The 13,314-nt window shown below is 67.4% G+C and carries 13 protein-coding genes; 2 read left to right on the top strand and 11 right to left on the bottom strand.

Features of this window, described 5'->3' with window-relative positions; translation table 11 throughout:
• Window positions 1-31: 31 nt before the first annotated feature.
• Both ACH49N_RS31070 and ACH49N_RS31065 read right to left on the bottom strand, forming a co-directional pair.
• Complete coding sequence (locus ACH49N_RS31070; protein WP_358276575.1) at window positions 32-1,201, bottom strand: 3-oxoacyl-[acyl-carrier-protein] synthase III C-terminal domain-containing protein; 1,170 nt, start codon at window positions 1,199-1,201, stop codon at window positions 32-34.
• Window positions 1,202-1,334: 133 nt separating this feature from the next.
• Complete coding sequence (locus ACH49N_RS31065; protein WP_358276576.1) at window positions 1,335-1,868, bottom strand: helix-turn-helix transcriptional regulator; 534 nt, start codon at window positions 1,866-1,868, stop codon at window positions 1,335-1,337.
• 103 nt (window positions 1,869-1,971) lie between these two features.
• On the opposite strand from ACH49N_RS31065, the gene ACH49N_RS31060 reads away from it, so the two are divergent.
• Entirely contained in the window at window positions 1,972-2,448 is a 477-nt protein-coding gene (locus ACH49N_RS31060; RefSeq protein ID WP_358276577.1) for a DUF1707 domain-containing protein, read from the top strand.
• A 168-nt stretch (window positions 2,449-2,616) separates the two neighbouring features.
• Window positions 2,617-2,835, top strand: coding sequence for a hypothetical protein (locus ACH49N_RS31055; RefSeq protein ID WP_358276578.1), 219 nt, complete (start codon window positions 2,617-2,619; stop codon window positions 2,833-2,835).
• A gap of 322 nt (window positions 2,836-3,157) precedes the next feature.
• Here the strand turns inward: ACH49N_RS31055 and ACH49N_RS31050 are convergent, their stop codons facing one another.
• The 9 genes from ACH49N_RS31050 to ACH49N_RS31010 all read right to left on the bottom strand — a co-directional run bounded on the left by ACH49N_RS31050 (window position 3,158) and on the right by ACH49N_RS31010 (window position 13,313).
• Window positions 3,158-3,973: an oxidoreductase gene (locus tag ACH49N_RS31050; RefSeq protein ID WP_358276615.1), complete on the bottom strand. Its 816-nt coding sequence runs from the start codon at window positions 3,971-3,973 to the stop codon at window positions 3,158-3,160.
• A gap of 114 nt (window positions 3,974-4,087) precedes the next feature.
• Window positions 4,088-5,344, bottom strand: a complete 1,257-nt coding sequence (locus tag ACH49N_RS31045; protein ID WP_358276579.1) for an ATP-grasp domain-containing protein — start codon at window positions 5,342-5,344, stop codon at window positions 4,088-4,090.
• A gap of 4 nt (window positions 5,345-5,348) precedes the next feature.
• Window positions 5,349-6,656 (bottom strand): MFS transporter, encoded by a 1,308-nt coding sequence (locus ACH49N_RS31040; protein WP_358276580.1) that lies wholly within the window; start codon window positions 6,654-6,656, stop codon window positions 5,349-5,351.
• Window positions 6,653-7,402: a hypothetical protein gene (locus tag ACH49N_RS31035; protein WP_358276581.1), complete on the bottom strand. Its 750-nt coding sequence runs from the start codon at window positions 7,400-7,402 to the stop codon at window positions 6,653-6,655. The genes ACH49N_RS31040 and ACH49N_RS31035 overlap by 4 nt, the downstream gene beginning before the upstream one ends.
• Window positions 7,399-8,319, bottom strand: coding sequence for a branched-chain amino acid transaminase (locus ACH49N_RS31030; protein WP_358276582.1), 921 nt, complete (start codon window positions 8,317-8,319; stop codon window positions 7,399-7,401). Before ACH49N_RS31030 ends, ACH49N_RS31035 begins: the two co-directional genes overlap by 4 nt.
• A complete protein-coding gene (locus ACH49N_RS31025) occupies window positions 8,316-9,584 on the bottom strand; it encodes a GNAT family N-acetyltransferase (RefSeq protein WP_358276583.1) in 1,269 nt (422 codons plus the stop codon). The genes ACH49N_RS31030 and ACH49N_RS31025 overlap by 4 nt, the downstream gene beginning before the upstream one ends.
• A complete protein-coding gene (locus tag ACH49N_RS31020; protein ID WP_358276584.1) occupies window positions 9,581-10,807 on the bottom strand; it encodes a carboxylate--amine ligase in 1,227 nt (408 codons plus the stop codon). The genes ACH49N_RS31025 and ACH49N_RS31020 overlap by 4 nt, the downstream gene beginning before the upstream one ends.
• On the bottom strand, window positions 10,804-11,859 hold the full coding sequence (locus ACH49N_RS31015) for an Ldh family oxidoreductase (protein ID WP_358276585.1): 1,056 nt from the start codon (window positions 11,857-11,859) through the stop codon (window positions 10,804-10,806). The genes ACH49N_RS31020 and ACH49N_RS31015 overlap by 4 nt, the downstream gene beginning before the upstream one ends.
• Entirely contained in the window at window positions 11,856-13,313 is a 1,458-nt protein-coding gene (locus tag ACH49N_RS31010; protein ID WP_358276586.1) for a GNAT family N-acetyltransferase, read from the bottom strand. Before ACH49N_RS31010 ends, ACH49N_RS31015 begins: the two co-directional genes overlap by 4 nt.
• Between the last annotated feature and the right edge of the window lies 1 nt (window position 13,314).

Raw genomic sequence — 13,314 nt, 5'->3', positions numbered from 1 at the left:
CGACCGGGCCGGATGGCCGAGAGAAGCATGGTTACTGGCGAACGACATCGAAGACGAATCCCTCGATCGTGATTCCTGGCGCGAACGAGAACGCGACGCCCGTCGAAATCGGCTTGTTCGCCTCTGCCTGACCGGCGATCCGTTCGAGCACGAAGATCAGTGCGACGCTCGACATGTTTCCGTATTCACCAAGAACCGCCCAGCTCGTCGCCGAGGCCGCAGCCGGAAGGCCGAGCGATCGCGCGGATTCGAGCAAGATCTTCGGCCCGCCCGGGTGGATTGCCCACACATCGACGTCTGACTGCTGCAATCCATTGCGGCGCAGAACGTCTCCGACGACGGGAGCAACGCCATCGTAGATGTACTTGGGGACGTTCTCGGACAGCCCGCACCTTATACCGTCGTGGTGGACACCGACCGTGATGCCGTCTTCCGTGGCCTCGAAGAGGTGGGTGAATGTGTCCCGAATGACGATCGATCCGGCTTCGGCCTGCTCCGCCCGTCGATTTGCCCCGATGACTACCGCGCCGCAGCCGTCTCCAAACAGACTGTGGATCACCGCGTCGTCGACGTCCTCGATGGGGAAGACATGCACCGAGTTGAGCTCAATGCACACGACCATCGCCTTCTTGTCCGGATTGGCCTGGACAAAGTCCGAGGCGGTGCGAATTCCGTTCATCGCTGCAGCGCAGCCCATGAAGTTGACCACCAGGCGAGCGACCGACCGAGGCAGTCCGAGTTCTTCGATGACCGCGACATCAACGCCGGGCGCGATGACGCCGGTGCTCGTGGCGAAAACGAGAAGTCCGAGGTCTGCCGGGTCGACACCGTCGAGCGCCCGCCGCGCCACATCGACCGCCAGCGGAACGGCGTGGCGATAGAACAGGTGCATCCGATCCTGGATCGTCGCTGATGTGCCGCTGGGCGCATGAGGTCGAGGAGCAAGCGGGTCGACCGCGAATCGACGCGTGTTGATCATGGTCTTGCGGAAGATGCGTCGGATTCGGGCTTGCTGCTCCGAATCGGAGAATTGCCCAGCCATCCAGTCCGCTGCGACGGATTGGTCGAGGACCAGGTCAGGCACACCGGTCGCAATTGCTTCGATGACGGGCACGGTCGTCGGCGGCGCCGACGGAGTTGTGTACTCGTGCGCTTGCCTCTCCTTGCGGGTGAAAAGTGCCTGGTCGACAGCGATTGGCATAGTGAGCCCGTTCTTCCTCGCTCGCGCGATTGGGGGATGCGTACTCCAATCGTCGAAGAATGCTCGCCCGGCACACAGATACCCCAGGGTGCAGATCTTCCCACCCCGACGTTCGACGTTGCTCGGAGTGCCGTCAGCGGCTCCGCCTCCCGCGCCCCAGCCGCTTGCCGACGCGATCGAACCATTCCAGGACGGCGCGCTCGTACACGATTCCGAAGTCCAGTGTCGCCAAGGCATATTCGTTGGAGGTGTGCACTTCTGCCTCGCGCTCGTACTCGGCGAGCTGATGCTCATGTGCGGTGCGGTGAGAGTCCAGCATCGCGTCCAACCGCTCGGGCGGAAGATGCGCGCCGAATGCGACGGTGAGCAGCAATGGATAGCGAATGTTCTCCGCTGCGGGGTCGCGTTCGATCCAGTCCGCAAACGCCCGCCGACCCTCATCGGTCAGGGTGTAGGGCTTGCGCTCGCGGGTGCCCCGCTCCCCCGCCTCGATCAATCCGGCACGCTCCATCGCAGCAAGCTCCCGATACACCTGGCTGGTCGTGATCGACCAGAACTTGCCGATGCGTTCCTGGGCGGTGACCACCAGGTCCCACCCCGTCTTCGATCCCTCGTGCAGGAAACCGAGAAGCGACGCGGCGGTGGCATTGAGGGGGCGTTCGGCCATGACATCGTCCTTCGTAAGTGAGGGGTTGACATTCCACTGTGTCATATCGATCATAGAAGACATCGACATTCCACAGTGGAATGTCACCGCCGAGGAGGGTCCGATGGAGTACGCGGACAACATCCGGATATCCGATTCCGAACGCGAGAAGGTCGTCGACGAACTCGGCCGGCATCTCACCGCTGGGCGTCTCACCATCGAGGAGTTCGACCAGCGGGTAGCCCAGGTGTATCGGTCGGTCACCCAAGCACAGGTACGTCAGGTGTTGCGCGACCTTCCGGCCGCCCCCGCACCTGCCCCGCGCCAGATCCGATCATCCCAGCCTGCGCGCCGGCGTCTTCCGAGCCACCAACGCATCGAGTGGCTTGCCTGGCTCGCCGCCGGGAGCCTCAACATCGTGATCTGGGGCATCATCTCGCTCGCCACCGGCGTCATGATCTACTTCTGGCCGGTCTGGGTGATCGGCCCCTGGGGCTTGATACTGCTGAGCCGAACGCTGCTCGGCCGCGAAGGCACGTGCAGCAAGATCACAGGAACCATGCGGTGCAATAACCGATTGAGCGCCGCGGCCCACAACTGAACACCACTCGACGGCACCGTGCCGAAGGCCTCGTTCGCATGCGGGCAAGCTATTCGCACACACGTTCGAATAGCTGGTAGACTCGGAGTCGCGACGCGGAAAGACCCCCATCTGACGCGCTCGCCCTACCGAAAAACCACCATCGCATCGAGTACGAGGTGAAGTCCGATGGACGAAGTGATGAGCAAGGCCGACGAACTCGAGCGCCTCGTACACCGGCTCGCCGACCTCGATGACCAACGAGTCTGTATCGGCACCGAACTCGTCGGTTTGGAGCACTTCTTCCGCAAGGCCGGGTGCCCCGAACTGTCACAACTGGCGTTCAACACATTCATGAGCCGATACGTCGGGCGCGTTCTGGAGCTTGCCGACGGAATGCGCGAATGAGCGGGGTCCGGCGCACACCGCCGGTCCCGCAGACCACCTTGAAAAAACCCGGAGCTGGGGTGAAACACCAGCGCACCCCACGGCGATACATTCAGTAGAGCCGCTGCTGGAGCCTCCAGCGACCGGACCACCACCACGGGATCGAGTCGAGAAATGTTCACCAATCACCTGTTCGGAGAAATGACCGAGCAGGAAATCGACATCGAAATCGCCGAGGAACTGGCGGCCTCCAAGTAGCTCCCTCAGTACAAGGCGAATCGGATCGCGACTGCCGCGTCAATTGATCCTGAGAGCCGAGATCCCAAGTGATGCCGAGCAGGCATCAGTTGGTCAAGCGGTGGTACTTGCGCATCTGTGTATCGAAGATCCGGACTGGAGCGAAGCGGCGCAACATGCTGACACGTGAGGCCAGCGGGCCGCTGGTATAGCGCTGCTTCGGCTTCGAATCCGTCGCCGCCGCTACGACCGCGCGTGCGACGGTGGCCGGGGTGTCGCCGCCTTCGACCGACGTCGCAAGCACCTGATCGGCGATCCGGCGTTGCTTCTCGTAGGCCGGCAACGGCGAATCAGGCCGCGCACTGTTCGCCTCGAACCCGGTGTTCGTCCCACCGGGCTCGACCAGGAGGACCCGCACGCCGTGTTCGCGGACCTCGTGGTCCACAGATTCGGAGTAGCCCTCGACTGCATGCTTCGACGCGACGTAGGCGGCCAGGTACGGTCCCGGGATCAGCCCGTAGACCGACGAAAGGTTGATGATGCGCCCACGTCCCAGCGCTCGCATGTGCGGCAGTACCGCCCTCGTCATACGCATCACGCCGAAGACGTTGATATCGAAGACGCCCCGTGACTGTGCAACGGAGTTTTCCTCGGCCGCGCCCATCAAACCGATGCCGGCGTTGTTGACCAGGACGTCGATCCGCCCGAACCGTGCGATCACCTGCTCAACCAAGGCGCTGACCGATGCTTCGTCGGACACGTCCAGGTCGAAGAACGTCACACCGTCGAGCGGGGTGCTTCGCGAGGCGTCGCGGCTGGTACCGACAACTGTGAAACCTGCCTTCACCAGCGCGAGAGCCGATTCTCTCCCGATACCGGATGACGCACCCGTAACGAGGGCCACCCGCTGAGTTGACGTCATCATTGGACTCCCTGACTTCTGAAACCGATCAGTTTACATCCACACCCTAAACCGATCGGTTTTCAGTCGCAACCCGCGACGAGGTCGCTCGCACTCCTCGTGTCCGACCCCACGTCACACCGACACCACGTTCGCTGCCGCCACCCGCACCTGGAATTCGAGGCAGCCGACAGCTTCGCGAGCGGCGACGAGCGCCTGCTCGGCCGTGTCTCCGAGGGCCCGTGCGTAGGCCACCCGCGAGTCCGACGACTCCAGGACCTCGACTTTGCTGCCCGGTCGGACCAGCGACTGCACCTCGGTCACACCGTCGACATTCCGGGCGTCGTCGAGGCCGCCGACCTCCGTGAGCACTCCTGCAACCGGGGCGGCCGCGAACCAGATCGCGGAACACCGACCGGGCCGCTCCTCGGCGAGAACCGCCCGAATTCCCGGAAGAACCTTCTCCCCTACCGTTTGGCGCACGACACAGTCGGCGAGGTCGACGCCGGTGGCGTCCAAGGCGAGAGCTGGAATCTCGTCGCCTCCCATTCGCACGTGGGTCTCGATGACCCTCGGTCCCTGGGATCCGAGGACGATCTCGGTGTGCGTGGCCCCGAACTCCACTCCGAGTGCGTCGAGCAGCCGTTCCACATAGGTGTGCACCTGTTCTTCCTCGGCCGCCGAAAGTTCGGCCGGTGCCACGTGGCCGAGTTCGACGAAGGTGGCCGGGTCGGAGAATTTGCGCGTAATGGCGACGACCTGGTGTTCACTGCTTTCCGAGAACGCCTCGACACTGAATTGCGGTCCCTCATGGAATTGCTCCACCAGCACGCCGCTGTTCGGAAGGCCGTCGAAGCTGCCTCCCGCGCGCTCGAACGCCGCCGCGAGCGCAGCGTCCTCCTGAATCACGGCCACCCCGGCGCTGCCCGCGCCGCAGACCGGTTTCACGACACAGGGCAGGCCGTGTTCCCCCACGAACGTGTGCAGTGCGTCCACGTCGGCGACGATGGCGGAGGCGGTGGAGTCGATGCCCGCGTCCCGGAGCTGCGCGCGCATGGCGTCTTTGTCGTGGATCAACGCGACCGTGCGCCGCGAGTGGGTGGTCAGGCCAAGCGCCTCGCCGATCGCGGCGCAGCGGTCCTGATCGCGTTCACCGAACGTCGCGATGCGGGTGAACGGATGCCGGGCGTGCGCCGCCCTGGCCAGTGCTATCCATTCCTCGTCCGGGGCATCGTGCCGCACGGCGATCACCCGGGCGTGCTCGGTCAGTTGCCGGAGCTTGGCAACGAAGTCGAGCCGGCAGATCACGGAGGTCTGCGTGCCGGGGAGGGCGCTGCGGACCCGGCTCGGAAGGTCGCGGCCGCTGCCGACGACCAAGACGTGTTCGGTCATGTTTTCACCGTGCTTTCTGGAGTGGCGACGCCGGTAGCTGTTCGTCCGAAAGAGTTTGTGCGCGTGCATGTTCGGCGTGGCAGCGACGCGCCGCCGCCCGCGAGACCAAGGCTGCGGCACCGAACGTTCCGGCCAGGACGGGCCAGGCGATCAGCCCTGCCGGCAGCAGGACGACGACGAGGAGGGTGGGGCCGACCACCTTCTGGCCGGTCATTCCGAGACTGAACGCGCCGAGATAGCGGGCGATGGCAGGCTGCGGCGACAGTTCCGCCGACAACTCCCACGCCGCCACCGAGTGGACGTTCTCGGCAACGGATAGCACTACGACCGCGAGCAGAACGGCGACCACCGCGGTAGGGGTCGCGGCCAGGTGTCCCAGTGCGAGCAATCCACAGCCGATCGCCATCAGGGCTCCGGTCGCGATCAGGAGTCGAGTGGCCGCGGCCGTACCGTGGGCGAATCGGGCCACATACACCTGCAGCACCACGGTCAGCACGGTGTTGACGGCCATGAATACCGGCACCCATACAAGCGGCACCGCGGTGTACTCGAGAATCCAGATCGGCAGCAGAACGATCAGCACCGTGTCGTACAGCGCCAGCACGCCGTTCCCGACGGTGAATACCATGAACCACCGATCACGCAGTGGTGAGCGCACCGTGGCCGCGGCCGGATCCTCGTCGGCGCGAGAAGGTTTGCGCTCCACTACCGTTCCCGTCCTGCGGAGGACGAGTCGCACGGCCACCGCGACGGCGAGAAAGGAGATCCCGTTTCCCACGAACAGCGCTGTGAAGGCCGCCTGCGCGCCCGTCGCGAAGACGATGCCTGCCAGAAGGAACCCGACAGTGAGTCCCACATTTCGGATAGCGCGGATGGTGGCCATCGTCCGGGTGCGGTCGTGACCGCCGATCACGGCTGTGATGACGGCTTGCTGGATCGGACTGCTCGACCGGTCGGCGGCGGTGAGCACCACGGTGAGCAGCAGGTAGGCAGTGAAGTCGGAGACAAGCGCAAAGCAGCCGTAGCCGAGGCCGCGCACCACCAGCAGGGCGACGTAGAACCGCGCCGGACCCACCCGGTCGGCAAGCCGGCCCAGGGGCACCGGGGCGAGCAGGGCGAGCGCACCCGCCATGGTGGTCGCAAGGGCGATCTGATTGGCGCTGAGGCCGACGACGCCGATGAAGTACAGGGCGAAGGACGCGAAGAACATGCCGGTACCGAGCGAGTCGATTCCGGCACCGACGGCCAGCGTGCGACCCGCAGGACTGCCGGGAAGCAGCACACCACCGAGTCGCCGTAGGCCCGGGTTCACGGGAGGATTCCCCGGGTCGCGAACGCTCGGACGAGATCCGCCGAACGGTGCACGTGGGTGGCGGTGGCGGCCTCAGGCGCAGGGCCGCGCACATGATTCCAGGCATACCGGCGTGCCGCGTTGACAAGCAGTTCGACTGTCGGAGCGGGCAATACGGTCGATCTGGCCTGCGCGATCAGAGCTGCGGCGATCAGTAACCGGCTCATCCGGTCCACCAGCACCCATCCCGCGGCAGCGACGGTCGCGGGATCTGCCCCGACCCATTCGTGGCGTGTGGTAGCCACGACGGCGAGGCCGTCGTTCACCATCTGCCAGGCGGCGAGCAACCGTCCTTCGGGCGCCGATCCGAGCAGCTCGCGGGTCCGGTCGGTGACGGCGTCGAAATGCGCGGCCACCGTGAGCAGTTCCAGTGCGTGGACGGTGAGCACCCAGCAGTCGCTCCGCGCACCGGTGGGCCCGCCGGCGGAAGCGACATCCACGGCGAGCGAGTACGCGACGGCGCGCCGTGCCGCGCGGCGTGCCCGACCGTGAGACGCCTCCGGCAGCGCGTGCCATGCCCGCGCACCCAGCACGGTCACCACCCGGTCCGCGACTTCCTCCCGTCGAGCGACAGCGGTGGGTGTGTCGTTGGATTGTTCTGTCCCGCTGACAAAGTCGGCGACCAAGCCTTCCAGGATACCGAGGCCACCACCGGTCCAAGCGTCGGCGACCTGGTCGGTGGTCGAGAGCAGGGAACGTGTGTTCATGTGAACTCCAGCCAGTGTCGGTAGGCGGGTACGCGCCCCCGGACCACGTCGTGGAAGACGTCGCGCAGCTGCTTGGTGATCGGACCGCAACCACCTGCGGCGAGCGGGCGGTCGTCGACCGACGCCACCGGGACGATCTCGGCCGCAGTGCCGGTGAGGAACGCTTCATCGGCGACGTAGAGTTCGCTGCGGGTCAGGCTCTGCTCCTTCACTGTGAGCCCCAGATCCCGGGCGAGGGTGATCACGGTGTCCCTGGTGATCCCGGGCAGGATGTTGTCGCTGATCGGCGGCGTGATCAGTACGTCGTCGCGGACGGTGAAGATGTTCGCTGCGGACGCCTCGGCCACGTGACCGGTGGCGGTGAGCATCAGCGCGTCGTCGTAACCGGCGCGCAGCGCGCCCACCTTGGCCAGTGCCGAATTGACGTAGGCGCCGGTCGCTTTGGCGAGCGGCGGAACGGCGTGGATGCCGTTGCGCTGCCAACTGCTGACCATCAGGCGACAGCCGTCCTGTTCCGCGGACTCGCCGAGGTAGGAACCCCAGGGCCAGGCCGCGATCGCCACCCGGGTGCTGTCCAGCGCCGGAGCGACGCCCATCGAGCCGTAACCGAGGTAGACGATCGGGCGCAGATAGCCGGAGTCCAGGCCGGTGCGGCGCAGCAACTCGAGGGAGGCCTCGGTGAGCTCGTCCACCGACCACCCCGGGTCCATCAGATACACCCGGGCCGAGTCGTGGAGCCGTCGTAGGTGATCGCGAAGCCGGAACACCGCGGGGCCGCTCTCCGTGTCATAGGCACGGATGCCCTCGTAGACGCCCCATCCGTAGTGCAGGCTCGGTGTCAGCACGTGGACCTGGGCCTCGTCCCATGCGACGAACTCGCCGTCCATCCATACAGTGCTGGTCGGGGTCAGTTTCATCGTTCCACTTTCGGTTCGGTAGGGGCAGTGAGGTGTCGGGACGCGACCGGCGCCGCGGGCGCACCGACCAGTTCGAGCCGGCGTTCGATGCTCTGTGATTGCAGCGCGAGGGTCTCGGATAAGATGTCGGAGCCCGCGCCGCGGAAGGCGAACCAGCCCCAGCGGGGGTGTAATCGGCAGCCGCGGGCATGTTTGGCCTCGTAGGCCGCCATGCCGTAGTGGACATGACGGATGCCGTGCTCCACGGCCCACCTCGCCGTCTCGTGGTACGTCAGCGTGAGATAGCAACCGCGAGCATCGGCGGCGAATCCCGCGGTCCGCGCGAACAGCGTGTCCCGGGTGCGTAGATACAGCACGAAACCCACCAGCCGATCCGCGCGTTCGGCGCGCAGCACGACACACGCGTCACCCAATTCCTCGCGGACGGCGTCGAAGTCGCGGCGAACCCGGTCCTCGCCGCCGGGCAGTCCGTACTTGGCCCGGTGTGCGACCTGGAGGGCGATCACCTCGTCGTCGAGTGCCTCCGGTCCACACCGGACCGCTGTGCGCATGCCAGCCCGCTCGTAGTCCGCGACCTCCTTGCGGAGCCGAACACGCCGGCGTTTGCTCAGCCCCGCCACGTACTCCGCCCAGCTGTCACCGGCCAGGTCCTGCACGCCCTCAGCGCCCAGCAGTGCCGCCGTGTATCCGGCGCGGGAGGCGCAGTGGTCTACAGCCTCGGATTCCGGCTCGCCGACATACAATAATGCCACACTGCGGCAGCCGAGTTCGTCGCCGGCTTGCTGAAGCAGCTCGGGCAGGACGGCCATGACGGCCTGGCGCTCGTCGTGCGTGCGGCCGGGAGCATGCGCCACCCCGTGGTGGTTCCCGAACGTCGCGATCGCGAGCGACGGATACTGGTCCTCGCGCGCGGCGGGCAGCGCTGCGCTGAGCTCGGCCCAGCGCTGCCGATCAGTCTCGTCGAGCAGCTCCGGTTCGGCCAGTGCACCCGGGGTTCCCACCAGCCGGGGCGGATCGTAGAAGAGCAGGCCACCGGGCTGCGCGGTGAACAGCAGCGGAGCCAGGGCGACGGTCTGGCCGTCCTCCCGCACCTCGAGATAGCGAACCTCGTGCAGGTCGGTGCGTTCGACGAACCGGCACCACCGCGCGTCCTCCCAGATGATGTCCGGCTCGGCGATGCCCGCGAAGTCCAGAGCGCTCGGGCGGGCACCGGAGGGAAGGAGGTGGGCGGTGAGGCCACCGGTGAGGGTGCTGCTGCCGGTCATGCTGCGTTCTCCGTTTCGTCGCGGTCCCAGTCGAATTCGGCGGCAACACGGTCGGCGGTGGCGGCGAGCCGGCGCTCGAGAGCGGTGAAGTCCGAGTCGGTGAGCACCCAGAAAGCGAGGAAGTCCGCCGACTTACGCCCGCTGTATCGGCTGGCGCTCCAGTGGTCCCCGACGTGGGTGTTCACCGTGAAGTCGTGAACACCGGGCGGTGCGTCGGGGATTCGCCGCACCCGGCCCTGCCGGGGTGGCACGCCGTAGAACGCGGCGTGTGGTGCCGCTGCGACGTGCCGGCGTACCGCGTCCACGTCGACGGGAAGGCCGCATTCCACGCGCGCCCACAGGTGCCGTGGGTCGATTCCCAGGATGTGCCGCAACATGATCGGGATCGGGCCGCCGCCGATTCGGGCAGCCACCTCGCACAGGACGATGTCGCCGCTGCCGGTGACGAAGAATTCGGCGTGCACACAGATCGTGGGAGGCGAGGCGAGTGCATCGACGAGTCGCCAGGTCTCCTCCACCAGGCGCGCATGGAGTGGGTCTGCGGTATCGACCGACTGCGAGCCGAACGGGGCGTCGGTCCAGTGTTCGAGGCATCCCTGGCCGGTGTAGCGGGAGGCGACCGCCGCCACCGGTTGCCCGGCCACCCGGAATGCGTCTACATGGTGCACCGCGCCGTCGACGAACTCTTCGACCTCGTACGGCGTTGCCGCGAGGTCGTCGGCGAGGCCGTCCGCCTGTGTGGGCGAATCGAGGACGTACACGCCGGACGAACCGGATCCACTGCGCGGCTTGACCACCACACGTCCCGGGTGGTCCGCCATGAAGTCGGTGACGTCGGCCGGGGTGCACACCGACGCGAAGGATGGCACGAGCAGTCCTGCCGCACAGGCTAGTTCCTTCATCAGGATTTTGTCGCGGTAGGCGGCCGCCGTGCCGGTGTCGAGTCCGGGCAGACCGAGGTCACCGCGCAACACCGCGGCCCGCTCGACGTCGACCTCGGCCAAGGCGAGCACGGCGGTCGGGCGGTGCCAGCGCGCAAGAGCGCGAGCGGCACGCAGCACCGCGGCGTCGTCGCTGTAGTCGGCGACCGGAATGACCTCGGCGAATCCCTCGGCCGGTTCCGCTCCCGCGGCGCAGACCGCCACCATCCGTCCACGCTCCTCGGGGAGCCACGCGGCGAACGGCAGCCCCGCAGCCCGTGGGCTGATCAGCACGAGAATCATCGGACCATCTCCTTCTCCGGGTCGGCAACGACGTTCCCGGCCAGACCGGCCAGCACTTCCGCGGTTCGCGCGTCCAGCGGTATTCCCCGCTCCGACCGTTCTCGTTGGTGGGCGCGCTGAGGATCGCCGGGCGCCACCACGGGGGCGTCCGTGGCCGGCGTCACCGCGCGGACGGTATCCAGAAGGTCGACCAGTCCGGCGGTGAAACTGGTCTGCCCGCTGAAGGCACCCGGGTCCAGCGCCAGGACGAAGTGACCGACGCCGCGACTGCGGCCCGGTGTTCCGTCGCCGACCTGCGCGAGCCGCCAATCCGGCGGTGATCCGGTCAGCACGGCCCCGAGGAGGGTGACCGCCATCGCGAGGCCCTGCCCCTTGTACCCGCCGAGCGGCGACAGTGCGTACGCCTCTTCGGGCACCTCGGTCGGACGGCCGCAGAGGTCGGTCGCCCAGCCGCTGTTCAGTGGGCGTCCCTCGGCCCGGCGCTGCTTCACCTCACCGAAGCACACCTGGCTGGTGGCCATGTCGAGCGCGAACTCGTCGTCTCCGACGCCGGCCGCCACGCTGATCGGGTCGGTACCGAACAGCGGCTCAACCCCGCCGAACGGCGCCACCCGCGAGGCGGCGGAGGTCACCGCGATACCGACCAGCCCGTGCCGGGCCAGGTGCCGGGTGTACACCGACGCTGCACCGAAGTGGTTGGAATTGCGCACCCCCACCGCCGCGACACCGAATTCCCGGGCTCGCTCGGCGGCCAGCCGGGCGGCGGCCAATCCGGCGAGTACGCCCAGCGCGCCGTCCGCATCCAGCAGGAGGCCCGCCCCGCGGTCCGAGACCACGGTCGGCGTGGCCGTTGCCTTCGCGACACCGGTCGTGAGCTCGTCGAGATACTGCGGAAGCAGCCGCAGACCGTGAGTGTCGATGCCCCGCAGGGAGGTATCGACCAAGGCGTCGGCGACCTGCTCGGCGTTGCCCGCCGGGACACCGGCCTCGCGGAACGCCCGCGCGGCGAGGGTGCGCGCCTGCTGCTCGGGCCATCGAGTGGGGTTGATCATGAAGCACTCCAATACATGAAGACGTGGGGTCCGATGCCCGGGATGTCGTATTCGGGTCCGAGAACGCGGAAGCCTTGTGCGAGATAGAAGCCCGCGGCGGTGGTGCGCGCGTTGCACCACAGCGCGTCGGCGCCGGACAGCACCGCGTTGGTGCGCACGGTGCGGAGAAGCGCGCTGCCCGCGCCGGTGCCGCGGACCTCCTCGAGGGTGGCCATGCCGCGCAGGCGACGGCCGCGGCCCGCGGCCAGTCCCGGCACGGTGTACTCGGGATCCTCGTCGTACAGCGAGGCCACACCGACCACGCGCCCTGCGTCGAGGGCGGCGAAATGCCGGGCGCCGCTGGCAGAGTCCTCGGGATAAGCGCAGGTCGCCAGGGGTTGCCCGGGCCGCAGCACTCGGTGGCGAACCGGTCGTACCTCTTCGGCGCTCACCGGCCGAACGCGCCAGCCGTGGGCGGTGGGGTCGGGCAGGTAACCGGACCCGGGCCGATCCGGGAGACTGACGCGGCCGGAACCGTCGAGCGAGACCCCGAAGCCGGTGTTCACGGCCAGCAGGTCGACGGCGTCGACGTCGAGGTAGTCGGCCAATCCGCCCAGGTGGGCGGTGGCCGACACCCCGGCCACCGACTCGGGCATGCAACCGAGCATGGTGAGCAGACCGTGCTCGCGGGCCCGGCGCAGCAACACGAGGGACGGGGTGATGCCCCCGGCTTTCATCGGTTTGACGTTGATACCGTCGAACGCCTCGGCGCACGCGGCGAAATCCTGCATCGAGGTGATGCTCTCGTCGGCGATCACCGGGATCGGGCTGTGCTCCTTCAGCATTCGCGTGTCCCACCACGCCGACCGCGGAAACGGCTGCTCGATCAACTGCACGCCGAGGTCCTGCAGGGCGGGCAGAACGGGGAGCAGTCGAGACAGCGTCCAGCCGCAGTTGCCGTCCACATAGAATGGCGCACTCGTGTGGCGGCGGAGTTCCTCGAGCACGGTGAGATCACCCGGATCGGCAAGTTTGATCTTGTACGCCGCCCATCCGGGCCGCTCGCACAGTTTGTGGACCATCGTCTCGGTCTCATCGAGCCCGATGCTGAAGCTCGAGCGCAATTCCTGCGGAGAGTCCAGAGCGAGGGCCCGCCACAGCGGCACGCCGAGCAGCCGGGCCCGCAGGTCGTGCACCGCGGTATCGAGGGCGGCCAGGACGAACGGCGAATCGGGCAGCGCCGCGAACAGCCCGCGCCACACGGCAACCGGGTCGCCGGGGCCGAGGTCGGCCAGCAGCGGGGCGATCCGGCGCAGGTCCGCGTGGAGCTGGTCCACCCCGGAGTTGTAGTGGGCGGTCATGAAAGCGGAAGCCTCACCGAATCCCGTGACACCGTCCTGTTCGACCTCGACCACGAGGGCCCGCTGGACCGGGATCGCTTCCCTGGCCGAACGCCACACGTGCCTCTGCGTCAAG

The organism is Rhodococcus sp. NPDC019647, assembly GCF_044389235.1.
Classification (GTDB): Bacteria; Actinomycetota; Actinomycetes; order Mycobacteriales; family Mycobacteriaceae; genus Rhodococcus_F; species Rhodococcus_F oxybenzonivorans.
The sequence above is the reverse complement of the archived record's forward strand: the minus strand, read 5'-3'. Positions and strand labels throughout refer to the sequence as shown.